General features: G+C 61.2%; 20 protein-coding genes. 9 read left to right on the top strand and 11 right to left on the bottom strand.

What is annotated here, in order from left to right:
• Nucleotides 1–99: 99 nt before the first annotated feature.
• Genes CAF79_RS13660 through CAF79_RS13650 form a run of 3 tightly spaced genes read left to right on the top strand, consistent with a single transcriptional unit; the run spans nt 100 to nt 2,453 of the window.
• On the top strand, nt 100–357 hold the full coding sequence (locus tag CAF79_RS13660) for a DUF2790 domain-containing protein (RefSeq protein WP_085698199.1): 258 nt from the start codon (nt 100–102) through the stop codon (nt 355–357).
• Between the two features lie 12 nt (nt 358–369).
• Complete coding sequence (locus CAF79_RS13655; protein WP_085698198.1) at nt 370–1,041, top strand: heavy metal response regulator transcription factor; 672 nt, start codon at nt 370–372, stop codon at nt 1,039–1,041.
• Nucleotides 1,038–2,453 (top strand): heavy metal sensor histidine kinase, encoded by a 1,416-nt coding sequence (locus CAF79_RS13650; RefSeq protein ID WP_085698197.1) that lies wholly within the window; start codon nt 1,038–1,040, stop codon nt 2,451–2,453. Before CAF79_RS13655 ends, CAF79_RS13650 begins: the two co-directional genes overlap by 4 nt.
• On the opposite strand, the gene CAF79_RS13645 is transcribed toward CAF79_RS13650, so the two are convergent.
• Entirely contained in the window at nt 2,398–3,798 is a 1,401-nt protein-coding gene (locus CAF79_RS13645; RefSeq protein WP_085698196.1) for an MFS transporter, read from the bottom strand. The genes CAF79_RS13650 and CAF79_RS13645 overlap by 56 nt on opposite strands.
• Before the next feature lie 103 nt (nt 3,799–3,901).
• On the opposite strand from CAF79_RS13645, the gene CAF79_RS13640 reads away from it, so the two are divergent.
• Nucleotides 3,902–4,789: a LysR family transcriptional regulator gene (locus tag CAF79_RS13640; protein ID WP_085698195.1), complete on the top strand. Its 888-nt coding sequence runs from the start codon at nt 3,902–3,904 to the stop codon at nt 4,787–4,789.
• On the opposite strand, the gene CAF79_RS13635 is transcribed toward CAF79_RS13640, so the two are convergent.
• Nucleotides 4,786–5,406, bottom strand: coding sequence for a cell wall hydrolase (locus CAF79_RS13635; RefSeq protein ID WP_085698194.1), 621 nt, complete (start codon nt 5,404–5,406; stop codon nt 4,786–4,788). The genes CAF79_RS13640 and CAF79_RS13635 overlap by 4 nt on opposite strands.
• 200 nt (nt 5,407–5,606) lie before the next feature.
• Between CAF79_RS13635 and CAF79_RS13630 the strand changes: the two genes are divergently transcribed.
• Entirely contained in the window at nt 5,607–6,458 is an 852-nt protein-coding gene (locus CAF79_RS13630) for a CAP domain-containing protein (protein WP_085698193.1), read from the top strand.
• Nucleotides 6,459–6,539: 81 nt separating this feature from the next.
• Here the strand turns inward: CAF79_RS13630 and CAF79_RS13625 are convergent, their stop codons facing one another.
• The 4 genes from CAF79_RS13625 to CAF79_RS13610 form a co-directional block, all read right to left on the bottom strand.
• Nucleotides 6,540–6,695 carry a DUF2474 domain-containing protein gene (locus tag CAF79_RS13625; RefSeq protein ID WP_085698192.1) on the bottom strand — a complete coding sequence of 52 codons (156 nt, stop codon included), beginning with the start codon at nt 6,693–6,695 and terminating at the stop codon, nt 6,540–6,542.
• Nucleotides 6,682–7,698 carry a cytochrome d ubiquinol oxidase subunit II gene (gene cydB, locus CAF79_RS13620; RefSeq protein WP_085698191.1) on the bottom strand — a complete coding sequence of 339 codons (1,017 nt, stop codon included), beginning with the start codon at nt 7,696–7,698 and terminating at the stop codon, nt 6,682–6,684. Before cydB ends, CAF79_RS13625 begins: the two co-directional genes overlap by 14 nt.
• A gap of 17 nt (nt 7,699–7,715) precedes the next feature.
• Nucleotides 7,716–9,131, bottom strand: coding sequence for a cytochrome ubiquinol oxidase subunit I (locus tag CAF79_RS13615; protein WP_085698346.1), 1,416 nt, complete (start codon nt 9,129–9,131; stop codon nt 7,716–7,718).
• Nucleotides 9,132–9,239: 108 nt separating this feature from the next.
• Nucleotides 9,240–11,564 carry an FdhF/YdeP family oxidoreductase gene (locus CAF79_RS13610; RefSeq protein ID WP_085698190.1) on the bottom strand — a complete coding sequence of 775 codons (2,325 nt, stop codon included), beginning with the start codon at nt 11,562–11,564 and terminating at the stop codon, nt 9,240–9,242.
• A gap of 356 nt (nt 11,565–11,920) precedes the next feature.
• Here CAF79_RS13610 and moaA point away from each other — a divergent pair, with 356 nt between their 5' ends.
• Complete coding sequence (gene moaA / locus CAF79_RS13605; protein WP_085698189.1) at nt 11,921–12,919, top strand: GTP 3',8-cyclase MoaA; 999 nt, start codon at nt 11,921–11,923, stop codon at nt 12,917–12,919.
• A 29-nt stretch (nt 12,920–12,948) separates the two neighbouring features.
• On the top strand, nt 12,949–13,848 hold the full coding sequence (locus CAF79_RS13600; RefSeq protein ID WP_085698188.1) for a bestrophin family protein: 900 nt from the start codon (nt 12,949–12,951) through the stop codon (nt 13,846–13,848).
• A 46-nt stretch (nt 13,849–13,894) separates the two neighbouring features.
• On the opposite strand, the gene CAF79_RS13595 is transcribed toward CAF79_RS13600, so the two are convergent.
• The 3 genes from CAF79_RS13595 to CAF79_RS13585 form a co-directional block, all read right to left on the bottom strand.
• On the bottom strand, nt 13,895–15,181 hold the full coding sequence (locus CAF79_RS13595) for an ATP-binding protein (RefSeq protein ID WP_085698187.1): 1,287 nt from the start codon (nt 15,179–15,181) through the stop codon (nt 13,895–13,897).
• Nucleotides 15,182–15,889 carry a winged helix-turn-helix domain-containing protein gene (locus tag CAF79_RS13590; protein WP_085698186.1) on the bottom strand — a complete coding sequence of 236 codons (708 nt, stop codon included), beginning with the start codon at nt 15,887–15,889 and terminating at the stop codon, nt 15,182–15,184.
• Nucleotides 15,890–16,029: 140 nt separating this feature from the next.
• The gene (locus CAF79_RS13585) at nt 16,030–16,638 is read right to left on the bottom strand and encodes a tRNA-(ms[2]io[6]A)-hydroxylase (RefSeq protein WP_085698185.1); all 609 of its coding nucleotides are present in this window, start codon (nt 16,636–16,638) and stop codon (nt 16,030–16,032) included.
• A 159-nt stretch (nt 16,639–16,797) separates the two neighbouring features.
• On the opposite strand from CAF79_RS13585, the gene CAF79_RS13580 reads away from it, so the two are divergent.
• Nucleotides 16,798–17,661 (top strand): universal stress protein, encoded by an 864-nt coding sequence (locus tag CAF79_RS13580; RefSeq protein ID WP_085698184.1) that lies wholly within the window; start codon nt 16,798–16,800, stop codon nt 17,659–17,661.
• A 125-nt stretch (nt 17,662–17,786) separates the two neighbouring features.
• Here the strand turns inward: CAF79_RS13580 and CAF79_RS13575 are convergent, their stop codons facing one another.
• Nucleotides 17,787–18,257 carry a DUF1289 domain-containing protein gene (locus CAF79_RS13575; protein ID WP_085610662.1) on the bottom strand — a complete coding sequence of 157 codons (471 nt, stop codon included), beginning with the start codon at nt 18,255–18,257 and terminating at the stop codon, nt 17,787–17,789.
• Nucleotides 18,258–18,725: 468 nt separating this feature from the next.
• Between CAF79_RS13575 and acnB the strand changes: the two genes are divergently transcribed.
• A complete protein-coding gene (gene acnB / locus CAF79_RS13570; protein ID WP_085698183.1) occupies nt 18,726–21,335 on the top strand; it encodes a bifunctional aconitate hydratase 2/2-methylisocitrate dehydratase in 2,610 nt (869 codons plus the stop codon).
• Between the two features lie 291 nt (nt 21,336–21,626).
• On the opposite strand, the gene CAF79_RS13565 is transcribed toward acnB, so the two are convergent.
• The gene (locus CAF79_RS13565) at nt 21,627–22,907 is read right to left on the bottom strand and encodes an HAAAP family serine/threonine permease (protein ID WP_085698182.1); all 1,281 of its coding nucleotides are present in this window, start codon (nt 22,905–22,907) and stop codon (nt 21,627–21,629) included.
• Between the last annotated feature and the right edge of the window lie 109 nt (nt 22,908–23,016).

The raw sequence follows: 23,016 nt of genomic DNA, 5'->3' as shown, positions 1-23,016 counted from the left end.
TTTGTCATCGAGTTGTCGGTTTGCCGAGCGGATCGCCCGGTAGCTTGAAGTTGTCCCGGCCAGAACGCCGATCAACTTCAACGACTCGAGTGACCCATCATGAAAACCCTGATCCTCGCCTTCACTGCCCTCCTCGCCACCGGTTCCGTGTTCGCCGCGCCTGCACCGGACGCCGCCGTCATTCATGACAAAACCGGATTCTTCGTGCACCTGGATGTCGACAAAGTCATCTCCAGCACCGATATTTCCCAGGCTTGCGGCGTGATCCCCGCGCAACTCAAATACCTCGACCACCAGGGCCGTGAACATGTGCTGGACTATCAAGTGCAGGGCAGCGGCTGCACCAACGACCATTGAGGCACAGTGCCCATGAATATCCTTGTTGTCGAAGACGAACCCAAGGCCGGCAATTACTTGCTCAACGGCTTGCAGGAACTGGGCTACAGCGTGAGCCTGGCCCGGGACGGCGCCGACGGTCTGCACCTGGCGCTGGAGTTCGACTTCGACGTGATCGTGCTGGACGTGATGATGCCGAAAATGGATGGCTGGGAAGTCCTGCGCCGGCTGCGCAAGGAAGCCGACACGCCGGTGCTGTTCCTGACCGCCCGCGACGACATCGCCGACCGGGTCAAAGGCCTGGAACTGGGCGCTGACGATTACCTGATCAAGCCGTTTTCCTTCGCCGAACTGGTGGCGCGCCTGCGTACCCTGACCCGACGCGGGCCGATCCATGAAGAAGAGCATTTGCAGGTGGCCGATCTGCAGATCGACGTACTCAAACGCCGAGTCAGCCGCGCCGGCAACCGGATCACCCTGACCAACAAGGAATTCGCCTTGCTGCAACTGTTCGCCACCCACACCGGGCAAGTGCTGTCGCGTTCGCTGATTGCCTCGCGGGTGTGGGACATGAATTTCGACAGCGACACCAATGTGGTCGATGTCGCCGTGCGCCGCCTGCGGGCGAAGATCGACGATCCGTTCCCGCTCAAGCTGATCCACAGCGTGCGCGGCATCGGCTACCGCTTCGATACCCAGCCATGAAAATCGCCGGCACGTATTCGCTGACGTTACGCCTGGCACTGGTCTTCGCGGTGCTCGCCTTCGCCGCGCTGGCGGGCCTCGGCGCGGCGCTGTACAACCAGCTCGAAGAGCAACTGACTCGCCGCGACGACATCCAGTTGGTCAGCCGCATCGATCAGTTGCGCACCATCCTCAACGACAGCAACACGCTCGAGCTGATCAAGACCAAACCGGCGCTGTTCCAGAACATGCTGGGCAACCGCGAAGCGCTGCTGACCATCGGTGCGCCGGGGCAACCGCCCCTGTTCGTGGTCAACCCCGGCGACCTGGCACTGCCAAGCGTGCCCGCCGTACCGATCGACCATGTCATGGCGCTCAACGACGTGCAGCATCTGCCGAGCATCAACGGCGTGCCGTTCTCGGCAGTGGCGGCCAGTATCGACTCCGGCGACCAGGGCAATCTGCAGGTGCTCATCGCCAAGGTGATGAGCGAACGTACGGCGATGCTCGCCAATTACCGGCTCAGCGTGTACGGCCTCGCCTCACTGGCGGCGATTGTGCTGGCGCTGGTCGGTTGCCTGTTGGTGTATCGCGGCTTGCTGCCGTTGCGGCGGATTGCCCGGCATGCCCACGGGATCGGCATCGCCAACCTCGGCGAACGCCTCGACCGCCAAGGCACGCCCCGGGAATTGCAGCCAATGATCGAGTCTTTCAATGCGATGCTGGACCGGCTCGACCGAGGGGTTGCGCAACTCAGTCAGGTTTCCACCGACATGGCCCACGAACTGCGCACGCCGATCAACAACCTGCTCGGAGAAACCCAGGTCGCCCTGCAACAGAACCGCAGCGTGGACGCCTATCAGCAGTTGCTCGCCTCCAACGTCGAGGAACTCGAACGGCTGGCGCGGATGCTCGACAACATGCTGTTTCTCGCCCGCACCGACCCGGCCAGCGCGCTGAGCCAGCGTCAGGAGCTGGACGCCTGCGATGAGATGCAGCGCATCGCCGATTACTTCGAAGGCCTGGCCGCCGATGTCGGTGTCACCATCGAGGCCCGTGGCAGCGGCGTGATCTGGGCCGAGCCGATGCTGCTGCGTCGGGCCCTGGCCAATCTGTGCGCCAACGCGATCAAGTACGGCGCGGCGGACTCGACGTTGCAAGTCGAAGCCATCGCCGAAGCGGACGGCAGCTACCTACGGGTACGCAATCAGGGCGCGACCATTGCGCCCGAACACCTGTCGCGACTGTTCGAACGCTTCTACCGCGTCGATCCGTCCCGCGAACGCTCGGCCCAATCCAACGGACTGGGCCTGTCGATCGTGGCGACCATCATGCAGTTGCATCAGGGCCGCTACAGCGTCAGCAGCGCTGATGGCGTCACCTGCTTTGAATTGTTCTTTCCGGCACGGGAGACGCGAGACGCAGGTGTGTGAAGGCGCCAAGGACAAGCGCCGCGAACATCAACGCCGTGGCCACACCGAAGGTCATGTGCAAGCCGTCCGCGATGACCGCGGCCGGCGCCTGGGTCGGATCATCCGTGGCCAGGGCGAACACCGCGCCCATCGCTGCCGCCCCGGTGATCAAGCCCAGATTGCGCGACAGTCCGAGCATGGCCGAGACCACGCCGCGCTGATCCTGAGCAACCCCGGACATCAACCCGGTGTTGTTGGCGGCCTGGAACAGCGCATAACTCAACGCCACCACCGTGATCGGCAGCACATAGGCAAACACCCCGAAACTCATCGGCAACAGCGCCAACAGACCACATCCACAGGCCATTCCGAGCAACGCACCCGGCACCATCCGCCGCGCCCCGAAACGATCCACCAGCCGCCCCGCCGGTACGCCGCTGAACGCCGCCAGCAACGGCCCGATCGACAACACCAGACCGACCTGAGTGCTGGAAAGACCCAGTCCTCGGCTCAGGTAAAACGGCCCGACCACCAGCGTGGTCATCATCACTGTCGTGACCAGCAACGTCAGCGCCAGACTGCTGCTGATTCGCGTGTCGGTGAACAATGACAGGTGAATCAGCGGCGCCTTGCTCCGTTGCTCGACCAGGATGAACAACCCCACGCCCAACAGACTGAGCAACAGCAACGTCGGGGTGAGGCCTTCAATCGTCATCGCCAGTGCATAGGCCGCCAGCGTCAGCATCAGTACGGCGGTGCCGGGATAATCAAATGCAACTCCCGAGCGCACGATCCGGTCCTTCGGCAAATAGCGATACACCAACCATGCGTTGAGCAAGCCCAGCGGTACGTTGATGACAAAGATCGACTGCCAGCCGACATGCGCCATCAACAGCCCACCGAGCGACGGTCCGAGGGTGGTACCGGTGGCGGACATCGTGGCCAGCAACCCCATCGCACTGCCGGCCCGGGATTTGGGCACCGCATCGGCCACCAGCGCCACCGTCAGCGCGAACATGATCGCTGCGCCAAGGCCTTGCATCGCCCGCGCACCGATCAGCCATGCGAGGCTCGGTGCCAGCGCGCAGGCCAGCGAGGCGGCGGTAAAGATGCCGATACCGATCAACAGCAAGCGTCGCCGCCCGAAGCCGTCCCCCAGTCGCCCGACGCTGACAATCAACGTGGTGACCGCCAGCAGATAGGCCAGCACGATCCATTGCACTTGCTGAAAGGTCGCATCGAACGCTGCCGCCAGCGTGGGCAGTCCGGCGTTGGCGATGCTGGTGTCGAGTGACGGCATCAACATCGACAGCGCCAGACTGGTCAGCGCCCAGCGGGCTGAGGGGTTCAGGGGTTCTCGGTGCATGGGAGGCTCACAGGGCAGAAGTCATGCGGCATAGCCTGAGCCTCGACAATACAAGGCGCAAGACGCATGCTTTGCACTTGATACCTGCATGGAACGCCATGTCATGAATGCACCGGATCTGAACCTGTTGATCACCCTCGACGTGTTGCTGAGCGAAGGCAGCGTCGCCCGCGCCGCCGAGCGCCTGCGTTTGAGTCCGTCAGCCATGAGCCGCGCGCTGGCCCGGCTGCGCGAAACTACCGGAGATCCGCTGCTGGTGCGCGCCGGCCGAGGACTGGTGCCGACCCCACGCGCGCTGGAGCTGCGCGACCGGGTCAGTTATCTGGTGCAGGAAGCCGAAGCAGTTTTGCGTCCGGCAGAAGTGCTCGATCCCGGCCAATTGCGGCGCACGTTCACCCTGCGCAACACCGACGGTTTTGTCGAAACCTTTGCCGCCGCCCTGCTCGCCCGCATCGCCGAAGAGGCACCCAACGTGCGTCTGCGCTTTGTGCAAAAGGCCGACAAGGACAGCACGCTATTGCGCGCAGGCCGGGTGGACCTGGAAACCGGCGTGGTCGACGACAGCACCGACCCGACGCTGCACAGCCGCATCCTGTTCCGCGATCAGTGGATCGGTGTGGTGCGTGAGGAGCATCCGTTGAGCATCGGCAAGGTCAGCGCCAAACGTTTTGCCGCAGGCCAGCACATTCTGGTGTCGCGACGCGGGCGCAGCGGCGGCCCGGTGGACGAAGCATTGCTCGCTTTCGGCCTGACGCGGGATATCGTCACCTCGTTCGGCGGGTTTTCAGCGGCGCTGACGCTGGTCCGTGAATCAGACCTGATCGCCACCGTCCCGGAACGTCACACCAGCAAACTGCGAACGGGCCTGCACAGTTTCGCCCTGCCATTCCGGATGCCGGACATCAGCGTGTCGATGCTCTGGCATCCGCGCATGGACGCCGACCCGGCGCACCGCTGGCTGCGCAATTGTGTGCGCGAAGTCTGCGCCTAACGCGCATCCCCGCCAGTGGGTTTATAAAACAGGAATTTCCTGGTCTCGGCGGTCCTGATGTATTCCTTGGCCCAGCCCGGATGAACGTTGCGATCGTGGAAATACAGCGCGCCGTGGGTGCGGTCGGTGAGCTGACGGTTCAGGGCCTTGCCGGCGATTTCCTTGGCCAGCGCATACTCGGCATCTTCCTTGACCTGATCCGGACGCCCGTCGCACCACCAGGAGAACTGGCAACTCTTGCTTTCCGAGCCCTGCTTGACCACCTCGCAGACCGTGCCTGGAAAGCCGTCATGCCCGAGGCGATTCATCACCACGCTCGCCACGCCTTCCATGTCGGCATTGTCCTTGCCCTTGGCTTCCCAATAGATGCTGCGTGCCAGACAGGTGATCGGGTCGTCCAGCGGTGCGGCTCCGGCGGGGTCGACCGCCTGAGCCTCGGTCGGGGTGATGGCTTCGGATTTGGGTGCCGGGGGCGCGTCGGGTTTGTCGGCGGCCTTCTCTTCCAGTACCTCGGCTTTCGCTTCGGCCTTTTCCTTGATCGGCGCCTGATCAGTGGCCAGTGCCGCGCCGCTCAGGAGGGTCAACGCAAGACAGCAAAGCAACCCGTTCAATCGCATGATCGATTCTTCCGAAAGCGCCCGTCGCGGGCAAACTGTTACGTGGTTGAGACGCCCGGTTTGCGGGGTCTTCGCAGAGTGTAGACGGCAAATTGCACGGAATCGTTCGGTAGAAAATTCCGCGCGATGAAGAAAAAGACATTGCACGAACCGGGGCCCTTTCGCGCATGATGTGCGCACTCAGCCCAAGGGAGATTTCCATGCGCTTCATGCCATCCGTTCTGCGACTCGCCGCGTTGTCCGTGGGCCTGGCGTTGGCCACTTCGGCCATGGCCGCCGACGAGTCGCAATTGATCGAATCGATCAACAGCTACCGCAGCCAGCCGCAGCGTTGTGGCAGCCAGGCGTCCAGCGAATTGCCGCCACTGTCGGCCGATCCGCGCCTGATTCTGCCGGCAAGCGGCGTAGTGGATTTGCAGCAGGCGATGTCCAGCGCTCGCTACCCGATGGTCAACGTGCAGGCGATCACCCTGAACGGGCCACGGGATGCGGCGTCGGCGATGAAGGCGATTCAGGAGAGCTTCTGTCAGGTGGTGCTGGATCCGCAGTTCGTCGATATCGGCGTCAGCCGCGCCGACCGTGACTGGCGCATCACTCTGGCCCGGCCACTGCTGTCTGCCCGCCTCGGCGACGGTCAGGCTGAAGGCCAGAAACTTCTCGAACAACTCAACGCCGCCCGCGCCCAACCGCGCCAGTGCGGCGGTCAGGCATTCGCAGCGACTGCGCCGCTGGCATGGAATGCCGTGCTCGGCGGCGTCGCCCAGGAACACAGCCGCGAGATGGCCAACAACAATTATTTCGACCACAAGGACCGCAACGGCGGCACTCCCGGCGACCGCGCCGAACTGGCCGGCTACAGCGGCCAGCAGGTCGGCGAGAACATCGCCGCCGGGCAGGACACGGTGCAGAAAGTCGTTGCCGGCTGGCTCGCCAGCCCCGGCCATTGCGCCAACCTGATGAACCCGCAGTACCGCGAAATGGGTGCTGCTTACGCAGTCGATCCGAAGAGCAGCGCCGGCATTTACTGGACCGCGATGTTTGGTGGCGAGTAAATATTAAAACCACCACAGGACTCAGTGGTGGACTCAGATTTGGGCAATAAAAAACCGGAGCCAGGCTCCGGTTTTTTATGCTCAGTGAGTCCTCATCCCCGCCGCATACATCGCCAGTTTCAACAGACTCGCCACTACGGCCAGCGATACCACGCTGCCAAACCAGATCAGCAGCAGCCAGCCCAGGCGCTTGTACCAGGGGCTGGATTTCACCTCACGCGAATCAATGATAGCCATCGCCAATCCTCACTTTGCCGCGGAACACGTAGTAGCTCCAGAAGGTGTACATCAGGATCACCGGCAGGATGAACAGCGCGCCGATCAGGGCGAACAGCTGACTGGTGGCCGGTGAGGCCGCCGCCCACAGGCTGACCGACGGCGGAATGATGTTCGGCCAGATGCTCAGCGCCAGCCCGATGTAACCGAGGAACATCAGCACCAGGGTGAACACGAACGGCCAGTGGGTGTGTCGCTGCCGTAGCGAACGCAACAGCCCGAACAGCGCCAGTACCGCCAGCACCACCAGCCCGGCGAATACGGTCAGGTGCGCATGGTTGAACCAGCGGCCGGCCAATTCCGGGTGCAGTTGCAGCGTCCACGCGCCGATCACCACCACCATCGCCAGCAACAGCCACGCCAGCGGACGGCTGTAGTGACGCATCCGCGACTCCAGCATGCCTTCGGTCTTGACCAGCAGCCAGGTGCTGCCGAGCAAGGCATAAGCGACCACCAGACCGACGCCGCAGACCAGCGGGAACGGCGCCAGCCAGTCGAGACCGCCACCGGCAAACTGCCGATCCACAACCGGAATTCCCGCCACATACGCGCCAATCACCACGCCTTGGGAGAACGTCGCCAACAGCGAACCGCCAATGAACGCCCAGTCCCACAGATGACGTTTTTCAGCCGGTGCCTTGAAGCGAAACTCGAACGCCACACCGCGGAAAATCAAACCCGCGAGCATGAAGATCAGCGGCAGATACAGCGCCTCCAGAATCACCCCGTAAGCCAGCGGAAACGCGCCGTACAACGCCGCGCCGCCGAGCACCAGCCAGGTTTCATTGCCGTCCCACACCGGTGCGACGGTGTTCATCATCACGTCGCGTTCCTGCTCGTCGCTGATCATCGGGAACAGGATCCCGAGGCCCAGATCGAAGCCGTCCATGATCACGTACATCATCACCCCGAAGGCAATGATCACGCCCCAGATCAACGAGAGATCGATACCTTGGATACCCATGACTCAACGCTCCTTTTTCAGTGGATCCGGGTCGCGGATTCGAGGTTGTCGGTGACCGCCGAAAGTGGCCGGCGCGGGGTCTGGACCTGAGTGCCTTCAGGCGGGTGTTCGTGGTGCGGCTGCGGGCCTTTGCTCACCAGTTTCATCATGTAGCCGATGCCCACGGTGAACACCGAGCAGTAGATGACGACGAACAGCGCCAGCGACGTGCTCATCTGCGCTACCGAGTGGTGGGACGCGGCGTCATGGGTGCGCATCAGGCCATACACCACCCACGGCTGCCGCCCGACTTCGGTGGTGATCCAGCCCGCCAGCAACGCGATCAGACCGCTCGGCCCCATCAGCAGCACCAGTCGCTGGAAGCCGCGATGACGGTAGACCTTGCCGTTGCGCCGCAGCGCCAGCCCCAGCACACCGACCAGAATCATCAACATCCCCAGCCCGGCCATCACGCGGAAGCTCCAGAAAATCACGGTCGAGTTCGGCCGGTCTTCTTTCGGGAAGCTCTTGAGCGCCGGAATCTGCTTGTCGAGGCTGTGGGTGAGGATCAGGCTGCCGAGGTACGGAATCTCGATCGCGTACTTGGTTTTCTCCGCCTGCATGTCCGGGATGCCGAACAACAACAGCGGGGTCGGCTCGTTGTCAGCGTTTTCCCAGTGGCCCTCGATGGCGGCGATTTTTGCCGGTTGGTGCTCCAGCGTGTTCAAGCCATGGGCGTCACCGACCACCGCTTGAATCGGCGCGACGATAAGTGCCATCCACAACGCCATGGAAAACATCTTGCGCACCGGTTTGCTGTCGTTGCCGCGCAGCAAATGCCAGGCTGCCGAAGCGCCGACGAAGAACGCCGTGGCAACGAACGCGGCAATCGCCATGTGCGCCAGCCGGAACGGGAACGACGGGTTGAACACGATGGCCAGCCAGTCGACCGGCATCACCCGGCCGTCGACGATTTCGAAACCTTGCGGAGTCTGCATCCAGCTGTTGGAGGCGAGAATCCAGAAGGTCGAAATCAGCGTACCGATGGCGACCATCACCGTGGCGAAGAAGTGCAAGCCACGGCCGACGCGATTCCAGCCGAACAGCATCACCCCGAGGAACCCGGCCTCGAGGAAGAACGCGGTCAGCACCTCATAGGTCAGCAACGGCCCGGTGACGCTGCCGGCAAAATCAGAGAACCCGCTCCAGTTGGTACCGAACTGGTACGCCATGACCAGACCGGAGACCACGCCCATTCCGAAGTTGACGGCGAAGATCTTCGACCAGAAATGGTAGAGATCGCGGTAAGTGTCGTTACGGGTTTTCAGCCACAGGCCTTCGAGCACCGCCAGGAAACTCGCCAAGCCAATGGTGATCGCCGGGAAAATGATGTGGAACGAAACCGTGAACGCGAATTGAATTCGCGCCAGGTCCAGTGCCTCCAGGTTGAACATGATGATGTCCTCATCCAGGCTGAAAAGCGGCAGCACACGGCCGGGCCACCGCCAGGCGCGAACGCCTGCAGCCAGTCAAAAAGCAGAAGGTTGGATCGCGTGGGTCGGCTACGCCACCGACGACGGGATCAGGTTGCTCGCCTCGGCGGCTTCGAGACGGATCGCCACGAACTTGGAGGTCGGTGTATAGGTGCGATCACCGTAGCTTTCCAGCGGCACCAGCGGGTTGGTTTCCGGGTAGTACGCGGCAGCCTGACCCGCTGGAATGTCGTAGGCGATCAATGTGAAACCGCTGACCCGACGCTCGCGTTCATCGCCCCACAGCGCTACCAGATCGACCTTCTGCCCCGGTTCGAAACCGAGCCGGCGGATGTCCTGCTCGTTGGCGAACACCACGTCGCGCATGCCGTAGACCCCGCGATAACGGTCGTCGAGGCCGTACAGCGTGGTGTTGTACTGATCGTGGGACCGCATGGTTTGCAGAATCAGATGCGGTTTGACCGGCAGGTTGCGCACGCCTTCGCTGATCAGATGCTCCGGCAGCACGCACGGGGTGAACTGGGCCTTGCCGGTTTCAGTTTTCCAGACCCGGTCGGACGCGTTGTTGCCGAGGTGGAAACCACCGGGGATCAACAGCTTCTCGTTGAAATTTTCGAAGCCCGGAATCACGTCCGCGATCAGGTTGCGGATGCGACCGTAGTCGCCCACTGCCCATTCCCAGTCGATCGGATGCTTGCCCAAGGTGGCGGCGGCGATCCCGGCAATGATCGCCGGCTCGGATTTCAGGTGCGCTGACTTCGGTTTCAACTGGCCAAACGACAAGTGCACCATGCTGAAGGTGTCTTCCACCGTCACCCCTTGCGGGCCTTCGGCCTGGAGGTCGATGTCGGTGCGGCCGAGGCACGGCAGGATCAGCGCGTCACGCCCGGTCACCAGATGGCTGCGGTTGAGCTTGGTCGAGATGTGCACGCTCAGGTCGAGTTTGCGCATCGCCGCGTGGGTGCGCGGAGTATCCGGCGTGGCTTGGGCGAAATTGCCGCCCAGACCGATAAACACCTTGGCTTCGCCACGTTCCATGGCACCAATCGCCATCACCGTGTTGTGGCCGTGCATGCGCGGCACCTTGAAGTTGAAGCGTTTTTCCAGGGCGTCCATCAGTTCGGTCGGGGCCAGTTCGTTGATGCCCATCGTGCGGTCGCCCTGCACATTACTGTGGCCACGCACCGGCGACAGCCCGGCGCCCGGACGGCCGACGTTGCCGCGCAGCAGTTGCAGATTGATGACTTCCTGCAGGGTCGGCACCGAGTGCACGTGCTGGGTCAGGCCCATGGCCCAACACATGATCACGCTCCTGGCGCGGGCATACATGCGCGCGGCCAGTTCGATGTCATGCAGCGGCACGCCGGATTGCTCGACGATGTGCTCCCAACGGGTGGCATCGACTTCGGCCAGATAACTGTCGAGACCCGACGTGTGTTCGGCAATGAACGCGTGATCGAACACCGGTTCGCCACCGGTGGCCTGGGCTTCACGCTCCCACTCCAGCAGGAATTTGGCCATGCCGCGAATCATCGCCATGTCGCCGCCCAAGGCTGGACGGAAGTACGCAGTATTGGTCGCTTCCCAGCCGTTGCTGAGCATTTCGATCGGGTTTTGCGGGTTCTGGAAACGCTCCAGCCCACGCTCCTTGAGCGGGTTGATGCACACCACTTGCGCGCCACGCTTCACCGCTTCACGCAGCGGTTCGAGCATGCGCGGGTGGTTGGTGCCGGGGTTCTGGCCGATCACGAAAATCGCGTCGGCGTGGTGCAGGTCGTCATAGACCACCGTGCCTTTGCCGACACCCAGGCTCTCGCCCATGCTTACCGCACTGGCTTCGTGGCACATGTTCGAGCAGTCCGGGAAGTTGTTGGTGCCGTAGGCGCGGACGAACAACTGGTAGAGAAACGCTGCTTCGTTGCTGGCACGTCCCGAGGTGTAGAACTCGGCCTCGTGGGGCGATTTCAGGCCTTTGAGGTGTTTGGCGATCAGCGCGAAAGCGTCGTCCCAGGTAGTTTCCACATAGCGGTCGACCCGCGCGTCGTAGCGCATCGGATGGGTGATCCGCCCCTGATACTCGAGCCAGTAATCGCTTTGCTCGGCCAGGGTCGAAACTGTGTACTTGTTGAAGAACGCCGGATCGACCAGGCGGCCGGTGGCTTCCCAGTTCACCGCTTTGGCGCCGTTCTCGCAGAACTTCAGCATGCTCGCGCCGGGTGCTTCACCCCAGGCGCAACCGGGGCAGTCAAAGCCGCCGTTCTGGTTGGTCTTGAGCATGGCGCGGATGTTTTTCAGGGCGTTTTCACTGCCCAGCCAATTCCTGGTGAGGCTGATCACAGCACCCCAACCCGCAGCGGCGCCCTTGTAGGGTTTGTAACGGTCGACTTGTGACATGGGACTTCTCCATGACGATGCACACAGGCAAAAACCTGATCGGGTTTAAACAGCGACGACTGACTTAAAGTTAAAAAAGCGGTCGTTTCGTTTGACGGGGCCAAGGATAGAAACCGCTGCAAAAACTTGTCTAATCGCTATTAATGACCGCGTTATCGAAAGCATCTATCAAGGCTTTAAACTCTTTAAATACAGTCACTTGTAAAAACAGAGAGCGATAAAACCGGAAGAATTATTTCATCATCGACAGTATCAATCGGCCGGTCATTAAGAGTGATTGGACGTTGTCTCAAGTTGCTCATAATCTGCACCGACCCAATTCCTTCAATAGCGGACTTCACCCAAGCGAGGCTGTCATGTCAGAGCGCGTCTTGATCGATGGTTACAACCGCCGCGTCGACTACCTGCGCATGTCCGTCACCGACCGCTGCGACTTTCGCTGCGTGTACTGCATGGCTGAAGACATGCAGTTTCTGCCGCGCCAACGGGTGCTGACGCTGGAGGAGATCTATCAACTGGCGCAGAGCTTTGTCGCGTTGGGCACCCGCAAGATTCGCCTGACCGGGGGCGAGCCGCTGATTCGTCCCGGCGTCGTCGGTTTGTGCCAGCAGATCGCCGCCCTGCCCGGCCTGCGCGAACTCTGCCTGACCACCAACGGTTCGCAGCTCGGCAAACTCGCCAGTCCGCTGTTCGACGCCGGGGTCAAACGCCTCAACGTCAGCCTCGACAGCCTCGATGCCGAACGCTTCAAGCAGATGACCCGTACCGGCGACCTGGCCCAGGTGATCGACGGCATCGACGCCGCGCGCGCCGCCGGTTTTACCCGCACTAAACTCAACTGCGTGGTGATGCAGGGCCGTAACGATCACGAGATCAACGACCTGGTGCAGTTCGCCATCGAGCGGGATCTGGACATTTCCTTCATCGAGGAAATGCCGCTGGGCATCATCAGCGAACACAGCCGTGCCGAGTCGTTCTTTTCCAGCAGCCAGGTGCGTGAAAAGATCGCCGAGCGTTACACCCTGATCGACTCCGCCGAGTCGACCCAGGGCCCGTCGCGCTACTGGCGGCTGGCCGAAGCGCCGCACATCCGGCTGGGGTTCATCTCGCCCCACAGCCACAACTTCTGCGGCACTTGCAACCGGGTGCGGCTGACCGTCGAGGGGCGTTTGCTACTGTGTCTGGGGAACGAGCATTCGGTGGATCTGAAAGCGGTGCTGCGCGCTCATCCTGGTCAACCGCAACGGCTGGAGAAAGCCATCATCGAAGCGATGAAGCTCAAACCTTACCGGCACAACTTTGAAGTGAACGACGACGTGCAAGTGGTGCGTTTCATGAACATGACCGGCGGCTGATCCGCCACGTTTTCAAGGCAGAGAGCCGCATGATCATCCGACCCAAGGTCAATCAATTCGCCATTCTCTTCACCCTCAAAGGCTCGATCGCCAAGCGCATCGCCCTGCGCACCCTGATGGTCACGCTGCTGGCGTCGGCCATCGTGCTGGTGGAAATGCTCCACCCGAGCAACTTCACCAAGGTCAACGCCACGCCATTTACCTTGCTCGGTCTGTCGCTGTCGATCTTCATGAACTTTCGCAACAACGCCTGTTACGACCGCTGGTACGAAGCGCGCAAGGCCTGGGGCGAATTGATCGTGCATGTGCGCTCGGTGATTCGCGAAACCCATGTGATCCGCGAGTCGGCGCAACGCCGCTTGCTGTTGCTCAACCTCTGCGGTTTTGCCCACGCCTTGAATGCTCGGCTGCGCCGGGAAAACGAAGCTGCCGCCAGTGCCGAATGGATCACGCCGCAACACGATGCGCAGGTGCCGGACTACAGCGGACGCATCCTGCAAACCGTCGGCCAGCAATGTTCCGATTTGCATCAAACAGGCGATCTCAGCGAATGGCGCTACATGCTGCTGGCCAATCACCTGACCAGCCTGACCCAGGCGCAGGCGGTGTGCGAGCGGATCAAGAACACGCCGCTGCCCTTCCCCTACACCTTGCTGCTGCACCGCACGATTTACCTGTTCTGCATCCTGCTACCGTTCGCCATGGCCGAACCACTGGGCTGGCTGACGCCGCTGTTCACGGCGATTGTCAGCTACACCTTCTTCGGCCTGGATGCGATTGCCGATGAGCTGGAAGACCCGTTCGGCCGGGATGAAAACGATTTGCCGACCGATGCCCTGGTGCGCAGCATCGAGCGCGATATTCTGGCGGAACTCGGGACGGAGCCTTTGCCGCCAGCGCTGAAGCCCGTCGACTTTGTACTCAGCTGACGGAACTCCGATCCTGTGGGATTGAGGGTGTTCAAAGGGCCTTTGGTTAATCCAGATGCGCCCAGGTCATGCGGAACGACGCGCCACCCCACGGTGAATCGCCGACCTCGACCTGCCCGCCATGGGATTGCGACACTCGCCGCACCAGCGCCAGACCAAGGCCGAAGCCGCCCGTGCGGCGGTCGCGGCTGGCGTCCAGGCGCGAGAACGGTTCGAAGATTTTCTCCCGACCTGCCAGCGGCACGCCCGGTCCGTCGTCATTGACCTGCACTTCGTATTGATCGCCGACGCGCACCAGCGACACCTCGACCCGCTGCTCGGCATAACGAATGGCGTTGCGCAGCAGATTGATCACCGCCCGCGCCATGAAGCGCGGTTCGATCCGCACTTCATCAACCCGGCAATCAACGATCAACAGCTGAACCCCGGCCGCCTCGGCTTCCAGCGCCACACTGCCGACCACGCTGTCGAGCCAGTTGGCCGCTTGAATATTCTCGCGGGTGATTACCGTCGCTCCGCGTTCGAGGCTGGCGTAGGTCAGCAGTTCGGAGACCATTTCCTCCAGCTCGCCAAGGTCGGCGTACATGTCGGCGATCAGTTCGCGGTTCTGGCTGGCGTCCGGTTGCTGCTTGAGCTGATCGAGTTCGAACGACAACCGGGCAATCGGCGTGCGCAGTTCGTGGGAGACCGCGTTGGTCAGTTCGCGCTGATTGGCGATCAAGCCTTCGATACGCGCCGCCATCAGGTTGAAGTGGCCGGCCAGGTCGCGGATGTTCGAGCGTTTGGACAGCTGGATCCGTACCGAGAGGTCGTTGTCGCCGAAGCGCTCGGCGGCCAGTCGCAGTTTTTCCAGATCGCGCCAGTGCGGACGCACCCAGAAGTACAAAACGATACCGAGCAGCACCGCCAGCATCATGTAGGCCCCGGCAATGTAGAACGGCATCAGGCTCGGCTCGGGCGGCAATTTGATGCTGAGCAGCTGTGAACCACCGTCGATGTTGCTGATGAACTGGGTGTAATCGTCGCGAATCACCAACAGATCCTTGGCCAGCTCGGCTTTTTCCTGATCGTTGAGGTTCAACTGGTCAGCCTCGACCAGACTCAACGTCAGCCCATAGTGTGGCCGCAATGCCTCCAGTTGCGCCTCGCGCGCCACGCCCTGCTGATCGCGCATGTGTTCGACCAGCGACCATGCCTGACCGCGTACCGCCTCGCGGTTGTAGGCCTGCATCTGGTTGTCGAGCAATGCGTTGAAGGTGTGCTCGACGGTTTGCAGCGCCGCCACCAGCCCGACGGTCATCACCAGAAACAGCCCGAGAAATAACCGCAGCATCTACAACTCCCACGCGAATGGATTGAACAGATAACCCTTGCCCCACACGGTCTTGATGCACACCGGTTCACGCGGGTTGTCCTTGAGTTTGTTGCGCAACTTGCTGATGTACACGTCGACGCTGCGATTGAGGCCATCGAAGGCGATCCCGCGCATGCGGTTGAGAATGTCATCGCGTGACAGGATGTTGCCGGCGGCACTGGCCAGCAGCCACAGCAGTTCGAATTCCATGGTGGTCAGTTCGATCGGCTCGCCCGCCAGACGCACTTCACGGCAACTGCGGTCGATGATCAGGTTGCCGAACTCCAGCGAGCTGACCACACCGCTTTCCGGTACTTGCCGGCGTTGCAGGGCCCGCAGGCGTGCGAGCAGAACAGGCGGTTTGATCGGTTTGATCACATAGTCATCGGCGCCAGACTCCAGGCCCAGAATATGGTCGACGTCATCTTCCTTGGCGGTCAGGATGACGATCGGCGTGTCCGACACGCTGCGGATTTCCCGGCACACGTGCAGACCACTCTGCCCCGGCAGCATCAGGTCGAGCACCACGACTTTGGGCCTGAATTCAAGAAACGCGGCCACGGCCAGATCGCCGCGATGCACCGTGCGCACATCAAAGCCGTGTTGTTCGAGAAAGTGGGCGATCAGCGCGGCCAGCCGCTCATCGTCTTCCACCAGCAGGACTCTGCCAAAACCCAGGTTATCCATAACGACCGCCGCCAACCGCTTTGTGAAGTGGGCGACATTATGCGGGCATTCAATGGCGAGTCGTTTACGCCAGGCAGCAAAAACCGGCCTCTGGGGCCGGTTTTCGTTGATGTTTCATACTCTTAAGAGTTTTTAACAATTCATGCCGCGACGGGTACGCCGCTGTGGAAACGGAATTCTTCGTCCGGGGACTCGATCAGATCCTGCTCGGCGGCGCGGACTTTTTCGATCACTTGAGCGATGTCCCCGGCGTCGCCGTACTGGTAGGCCAGTTTCAGGTAACCCTGGAAATGCCGGGCCTCGCTTTTCAGCAGGCCGAAGTAGAACTTGCCGAGTTCTTCGTCCAGATGCGGCACCAGCGCTTCGAAACGCTCGCAACTGCGCGCTTCGATGAAGGCGCCGACCACCAGGGTGTCGACCAGTTTGACCGGTTCGTGGCTGCGCACCACTTTGCGCAGGCTGGAAGCATAACGGCCGGCATGCAGCTGACGCAGTTCGATCTTGCGCCGCTTCATGATGCGCATCACCTGCTCGTGGTGCACCAGCTCTTCCCGGGCCAGACGCGACATCATGTTGATCAGATCGACATGGGAATGGTACTTGGCGATCAGGCTCAACGCGGTGCTGGCGGCCTTGAACTCGCAGTTCTTGTGGTCGATCAGCAGAGTTTCCTGATCGGCCAGCGCGGCCTGGACCCAGGCGTCAGGCGTGCGGCAACCAAGGAATTCGTGGATTTCGGGAAGGATCATGGGGCTCACGGTCAAAAGGTGTTCGAGCGAAGGGCGCCGATTATACCGGCCTGCCCGCAGACCACCAGCGGCCTGCGTTGATATGCATCAAGTCGCAGACGGATGCGCAGCAACTATAGTTGTGCAACGCCGTGCCTTTTCATTGCTGGAGACTCACTCATGCAAGCCATTCGCAGCATTCTGGTGGTCATCGAACCCGAACACGCGGAAAGCCTCGCGCTCAAGCGCGCCAAGCTGATCGCCGGGGTGACCCAGGCCCATCTGCACCTGCTGGTCTGCGACAAGAAGCACGATCACGCCGGCATGCTCAGCGTGCTCAAGGCCGCGCTGTTGGCGGACGGCTACAGCGTCACCACCGAGCAGGCGTGGAACGAGAGCCTGCACGAAACCATCATCGACGTGCAGCAGGCCGAAGGCTGCGGGCTGGTGATCAAACAGCACTTCCCCGACAGTCCGCTGAAAAAGGCCCTGCTGACCCCGGCAGACTGGAAACTCCTGCGCCACTGCCCGACTCCGGTGCTGCTGGTGAAAACCTCCGCCTCCTGGAAAGACCGAGTGATACTGGCCGCTGTCGATGTAGGCAATGCCGATGGCGAACACCGCCACCTGCACACCACCATCATCGACCACGGTTATGACATCGCCAGTCTGGCCAAAGGGCATCTGCACGTGATTACCGCCCATCCGTCACCGATGCTGTCGGCGGCCGACCCGACCTTCCAGCTCAAGGAAAGCATCGAGGCGCGCTATCGCGAGCAATGCCGGGCGTTTCAGGCTGAATTCGACATTGATGACGCTCACCTGCACGTCGAGGAAGGCCCGGCGGATGTGCTGATTCCGTTCATGGCGCACAAGCTGCAGGCGGCGGTGACCGTGATTGGCACCGTGGCGCGCAGCGGGGTATCCGGGGCGTTGATCGGCAACACGGCCGAACAGGTGCTGGATCAGCTGGAGAGTGATGTACTGGTGCTCAAGCCGCAGGAGGTTGAAGACCATTTGGTCGAGTTGGCGGTCAAGCATTAAGGCCTTCGGTGCCTGAACCGGCCCCTTCGCGAGCAAGTCGAATCGTCGCACCGTCGCTCCCACAGTGGTTTTGTGAACGACATTAATCCAATGTGGGAGCAGCTTGCTCGCGAAGCTTTTGAACTTCAGTCGCCGAGGGCGTCTTTGAGAAAACCTGGCGCGATATAGCGCTGATAGTGCGCTTCCGACAGCAGGAAAAATTCCCGATCAATGGCATCGCGCAGTTCCGGCAGGTTCCAGTCGCGAAACTCCGGCAGCAATACCATCCCGTAGGCTTCCAGATTAATGATCACCCGCGCGCCCCGGGCGATCAGTTGATAAGCCCAGCAATATTCCGACTGATGCGGCACGAAGCGGATCTTGCGCTGTTCCAGCTGATGGCGCAGGCGCGCCGGATCGAAGACCTCGACCTTGCTGGCCATCACTTGTGACAGCAATTGCTCGAGACGCAGCCAGACCGCGCGCTTTTCTTCCTCGTTGTAACCGTTCCAGTGGATCACTTCGTGGTGGAAACGCTTGCAGCCACGGCACACCAGATCACCGTAAACGGTAGAGCAGAGGCCGACGCAGGGGGTCTTGATGGTCTGATTGGGCATAAATGGGCAAAACACTTGAAACGCGGAACAGGTCGGCATGTTAGCCCTTTGTCCGCCATTCATCACCCCTCAAACGTCAGGGGCAAGCGCTGGATCGGGGTTTGGCCCGATGGCGCACAACGCCACCAAAGTCCAATAGAGCGCGACTTACCTTTAAATTTTTTTTGCCGTAGAATCAGCCAGCCTTTTTAGGCGCCAATGTCCGTTAGAAGCTGTTTTCAAAGCGTCACGAGCACAGTCGTTCCTTCAGAGCGGTGTTGGCGTAAGGTTTTTCCAGCGGGGAAAAGCCGTACGCCAACCCTCATCAGCTCCCCGTTCTGCAGGCGTAAAACTTTGAAAGCAGCTTCTGTAAGGAATTGCCGGTAATTCTGGCCGAACGACCCACAACGTCGTGAGGAGCATGAGTACGGCAATTTCGGGATGAGCGTCCCGGACACCCATTTGGGACCACTGATGAGGGTAATAACTGTGCTTGAAGCCTACCGCAAACATATCGAAGAGCGTGCAGCCCTGGGTATCGTTCCCCAGCCGCTTAACGCCGAACAAACTGCAGGCCTGGTCGAGCTGCTGAAGAATCCTCCGGCTGGCGAAGAAGCTTTCCTCGTTGACCTGATCACCAATCGCGTACCACCAGGAGTGGACGAAGCCGCCTACGTCAAGGCCGGTTTCCTCTCCGCACTGGCCAAGGGCGAAGTCTCCTCCCCTCTGCTGGACAAAAAGCGCGCTGTAGAACTGCTCGGCACCATGCAGGGCGGCTACAACATCGTGACTCTGGTTGAACTGCTGGACAACGCCGAACTGGCGCCAGTGGCCGCCGAAGAACTCAAGCACACCCTGCTGATGTTCGATGCCTTCCACGACGTGGCTGAAAAAGCCAAGAACGGCAACGTTCACGCCAAGGCCGTGCTGCAATCCTGGGCTGACGGCGAGTGGTTCAAGAAGCGCCCTGTGCTGGCCGACAAGATCAGCCTGCGCGTCTTCAAGGTGACCGGCGAAACCAACACCGACGACCTGTCCCCTGCTCCTGACGCCTGGTCGCGTCCAGACATCCCGCTGCACGCTCTGGCCATGCTGAAAATGGCCCGTGACGGCATCGTTCCGGACGAGCAAGGCAAGACCGGCCCGATGAAGCAGATCGAAGAAATGCGCGGCCAGGGCTTCCCTATCGCCTACGTCGGTGACGTGGTCGGTACCGGTTCCTCGCGTAAATCGGCGACCAACTCGGTTCTGTGGTTCTTCGGCGACGACATCCCTTACGTGCCGAACAAGCGCGCTGGCGGTTTCTGCTTCGGCAGCAAAATCGCTCCGATCTTCTACAACACCATGGAAGATGCCGGCGCACTGCCAATCGAGTTCGACGTGTCGAACATGAACATGGGCGACGTGATCGACCTGTACCCGCACGCTGGCAAAGTCTGCAAGCACGGTACCGACGAAGTCATCACCACCTTCGAAATGAAGACCCCGGTCCTGCTGGACGAAGTCCGCGCCGGCGGCCGTATCCCGCTGATCATCGGCCGTGGCCTGACCGAGAAGGCTCGCGCCGAGCTGGGTCTGCCAGCGTTCGACCTGTTCAAGAAACCTGAAGCACCGGCCGAAAGCACCAAGGGTTACACCCTGGCGCAGAAAATGGTCGGCAAGGCCTGCGGTCTGGCAGAAGGCAAAGGCATCCGTCCTGGCACCTACTGCGAACCGAAGATGACCACCGTAGGTTCTCAGGACACCACCGGTCCAATGACCCGTGACGAACTGAAAGACCTGGCGTGCCTGGGCTTCTCCGCTGATCTGGTGATGCAGTCCTTCTGCCATACCGCGGCTTATCCAAAGCCGATCGACGTGACTACCCACCACACCCTGCCTGACTTCATCATGACCCGCGGCGGTGTTTCCCTGCGTCCGGGCGACGGCATCATCCACTCGTGGCTGAACCGCATGCTGCTGCCGGACACCGTCGGTACCGGTGGCGACTCGCACACCCGTTTCCCGATGGGCATCTCGTTCCCGGCCGGTTCCGGTCTGGTCGCGTTCGCCGCCGCCACCGGCGTCATGCCGCTGGACATGCCGGAATCGATCCTGGTGCGTTTCAAAGGCAAAATGAAACCTGGCATCACCCTGCGTGACCTGGTTCATGCCATTCCTTACTTCGCCATCCAGAACGGTCTGCTGACCGTCGAGAAGAAAGGCAAGAAAAACGCCTTCTCCGGCCGCATCCTGGAAATCGAAGGCCTGGAAGGTCTGACCCTGGAGCAGGCGTTCGAACTGTCCGACGCCTCGGCCGAACGTTCGGCTGCCGGTTGCACCATCAAGCTGTCGAAAGAGTCGATCACCGAGTACCTGCAGTCCAACGTCACCCTGCTGCGCTGGATGATCGGCGAAGGCTACGGCGATGCGCGTACCCTGGAACGTCGTGCTCAAGCGATGGAAGCCTGGATCGCCAACCCGCAACTGATGGAAGCCGATGCCGACGCCGAATACGCCGAAGTCATCGAAATCGATCTGGCCGACATCAACGAGCCTGTACTGTGCGCGCCGAACGACCCGGACGACGCCCGTCTGCTGTCCAGCGTTGCTGGCGAGAAGATCGACGAAGTGTTCATCGGTTCGTGCATGACCAACATCGGTCACTTCCGCGCTGCCGGCAAGCTGCTGGATCAGGTCAAGGGTCAGCTGCCAACCCGTCTGTGGCTGTCGCCGCCGACCAAGATGGACGCTCACCAGCTGACCGAAGAAGGCTACTACGGCATCTACGGCAAGGCCGGCGCCCGCATGGAAATGCCAGGCTGCTCGCTGTGCATGGGTAACCAGGCACGCGTTGAGCCGAACAGCACCGTGGTGTCGACGTCGACCCGTAACTTCCCGAACCGTCTGGGCGACGGCGCGAACGTCTACCTGGCTTCGGCTGAGCTGGCGTCCGTTGCTTCGATCCTAGGTCGCCTGCCGACCGTCGAGGAGTACATGGAATACGCTGGCAAGATCGACAGCATGGCGGCCGACGTTTACCGCTACCTGTCCTTCGACCAGATTGCCGAGTTCCGTGAAGCTGCTGCGAACGCCAAGATCCCTGTCGTTCAAGCCTGACGCTGCAACGCAATGAAAAACGCCGCCCATCGCGAGATGAGCGGCGTTTTTTTATGCCTGCTGAACGGCTGGTGCTGATCGTTCCCACGCTCCGCGTGGGAATGCAGCCAAGGACGCTCTGCGTCCTGAACCGTGACGCAGAGTGTCACAAGAGGCATTCCCACGCAGACGGTTCGACGCCTCGACATGGGAACGATCAATTACAAACCATACAGGCACAAAAAAGGCCGACCTGCGATGCAGATCGGCCTTTGTGTTTCACAAGGTCAAATGCGACCTTGCTGCTGAACCTCAAGCAGTCAGCGAATAGATCAACGCCGAAATCGCCACCAGACCCACTGCGGTGACAAACACGTTCGACATCTGCCCACGATAACGGGCCATCGCCGGCACTTTGCGGATCGCGTACATCGGCATCAGGAACAGGATCGCCGCGATGACCGGGCCACCGATGGTTTCAATCATGCCGAGGATGCTCGGATTCAGGGTCGCCACGATCCAGCACACCACCAGCATGAACGCCGCCACGATGCGATCCAGAGCCTTGGCACCTGGACGCTTGCCGCTTTTGACGATCAAGCCCTTCAGGCCTTCGCTGGCTCCGATGTAGTGGCCGAGGAACGACTTGGAGATCGCCACGAACGCAATCAGCGGCGCGGCGAACGCGATGGTCGGGTTGCTGAAGTGGTTGGCCAGGTAAGACAGGATCGACAGGTTCTGCGCCTTGGCTTGCGCCAGTTGTTCCGGCGACAGGGTCAGTACGCAGCTGAACACGAAGAACAGCACCATCAGCACCATCAACAGGTGGGCGCGAGACAGGATCTGCGAGCTGCGCTCGTCGGCGTGAACACCGTAACGACGCTTCTGATCCACCGCAAACGCCGAGATGATCGGCGAGTGGTTGAACGAGAACACCATCACCGGAATCGCCAGCCACAGCGTGTGCAGCAGCGCCGACGGTGCCGGCACTTGCGAGGCGGTGGTCAGGATGCCGCCGTTCCAGTGCGGAATCAGGTACACCGCCAGGAACAGCAGCGCGACGATGAACGGATACACCATCAGGCTCATGGCCTTGACGATCACTTGCTCGCCGCAGCGCACCACGGCCAGCAGGCCGAGGATCAGCACGAACGACAACACCGCGCGTGGTGGCGGCGTGATGTGCAATTGGTGTTCAAGGAAACTGGCGACCGTGTTGGTCAGGCCGACGCTGTAGATCAGCAGGATCGGGAAGATCGCGAAGAAGTACAGCAGAGTGATCAGTGCACCGGCCTTGATGCCGAAATGCTGTTCCACCACGTCCGTGATGTCGGCTCCTTCGCGACCGGAAAGCACGAAGCGGGTCAGACCGCGGTGTGCGTAGAACGTCATCGGGAAGGCCAGCAGCGCGAGGATCACCAGCGGCCAGAAACCACCCAGACCTGCGTTGATCGGCAAAAACAGGGTACCGGCGCCGATGGCCGTCCCAAACAGTCCCAACATCCAGGTAGTGTCATGGCGATTCCAGCTCGACAGTTCAGCTGGTGCTGCCGCTTCAAAGCGTTGTTCGACGCTATTGGCCTGATCATTCATCCGGTCGGATCTCCGCATTCCGGTCACTTGCCACTCGGCCAGGACGCGTCGGAAAAAACCGACAGACATGCCCCGGCCGAAACAGGGGCGCGATTCTCCGCGATAAATG

Origin of the sequence: Pseudomonas sp. B26(2017) (assembly GCF_002113045.1) — a bacterium.
Taxonomy (GTDB): domain Bacteria; phylum Pseudomonadota; class Gammaproteobacteria; order Pseudomonadales; family Pseudomonadaceae; genus Aquipseudomonas.
This window is presented reverse-complemented; position numbering and strand designations above follow the sequence as displayed.

Excerpts from the sequence above, each read along its gene's own strand:
- CAF79_RS13660 (WP_085698199.1), top strand. The coding sequence starts at position 100 with ATGAAAACCCTGATCCTCGCCTTCACTGCCCTCCTCGCCACCGGTTCC.
- CAF79_RS13655 (WP_085698198.1), top strand. The coding sequence starts at position 370 with ATGAATATCCTTGTTGTCGAAGACGAACCCAAGGCCGGCAATTACTTG.
- CAF79_RS13650 (WP_085698197.1), top strand. The coding sequence starts at position 1,038 with ATGAAAATCGCCGGCACGTATTCGCTGACGTTACGCCTGGCACTGGTC.
- CAF79_RS13645 (WP_085698196.1), bottom strand. The coding sequence starts at position 3,798 with ATGCACCGAGAACCCCTGAACCCCTCAGCCCGCTGGGCGCTGACCAGT.
- CAF79_RS13640 (WP_085698195.1), top strand. The coding sequence starts at position 3,902 with ATGAATGCACCGGATCTGAACCTGTTGATCACCCTCGACGTGTTGCTG.
- CAF79_RS13635 (WP_085698194.1), bottom strand. The coding sequence starts at position 5,406 with ATGCGATTGAACGGGTTGCTTTGCTGTCTTGCGTTGACCCTCCTGAGC.
- CAF79_RS13630 (WP_085698193.1), top strand. The coding sequence starts at position 5,607 with ATGCGCTTCATGCCATCCGTTCTGCGACTCGCCGCGTTGTCCGTGGGC.
- CAF79_RS13625 (WP_085698192.1), bottom strand. The coding sequence starts at position 6,695 with ATGGCTATCATTGATTCGCGTGAGGTGAAATCCAGCCCCTGGTACAAG.
- cydB (WP_085698191.1), bottom strand. The coding sequence starts at position 7,698 with ATGGGTATCCAAGGTATCGATCTCTCGTTGATCTGGGGCGTGATCATT.
- CAF79_RS13615 (WP_085698346.1), bottom strand. The coding sequence starts at position 9,131 with ATGTTCAACCTGGAGGCACTGGACCTGGCGCGAATTCAATTCGCGTTC.
- CAF79_RS13610 (WP_085698190.1), bottom strand. The coding sequence starts at position 11,564 with ATGTCACAAGTCGACCGTTACAAACCCTACAAGGGCGCCGCTGCGGGT.
- moaA (WP_085698189.1), top strand. The coding sequence starts at position 11,921 with ATGTCAGAGCGCGTCTTGATCGATGGTTACAACCGCCGCGTCGACTAC.
- CAF79_RS13600 (WP_085698188.1), top strand. The coding sequence starts at position 12,949 with ATGATCATCCGACCCAAGGTCAATCAATTCGCCATTCTCTTCACCCTC.
- CAF79_RS13595 (WP_085698187.1), bottom strand. The coding sequence starts at position 15,181 with ATGCTGCGGTTATTTCTCGGGCTGTTTCTGGTGATGACCGTCGGGCTG.
- CAF79_RS13590 (WP_085698186.1), bottom strand. The coding sequence starts at position 15,889 with ATGGATAACCTGGGTTTTGGCAGAGTCCTGCTGGTGGAAGACGATGAG.
- CAF79_RS13585 (WP_085698185.1), bottom strand. The coding sequence starts at position 16,638 with ATGATCCTTCCCGAAATCCACGAATTCCTTGGTTGCCGCACGCCTGAC.
- CAF79_RS13580 (WP_085698184.1), top strand. The coding sequence starts at position 16,798 with ATGCAAGCCATTCGCAGCATTCTGGTGGTCATCGAACCCGAACACGCG.
- CAF79_RS13575 (WP_085610662.1), bottom strand. The coding sequence starts at position 18,257 with ATGCCCAATCAGACCATCAAGACCCCCTGCGTCGGCCTCTGCTCTACC.
- CAF79_RS13565 (WP_085698182.1), bottom strand. The coding sequence starts at position 22,907 with ATGAATGATCAGGCCAATAGCGTCGAACAACGCTTTGAAGCGGCAGCA.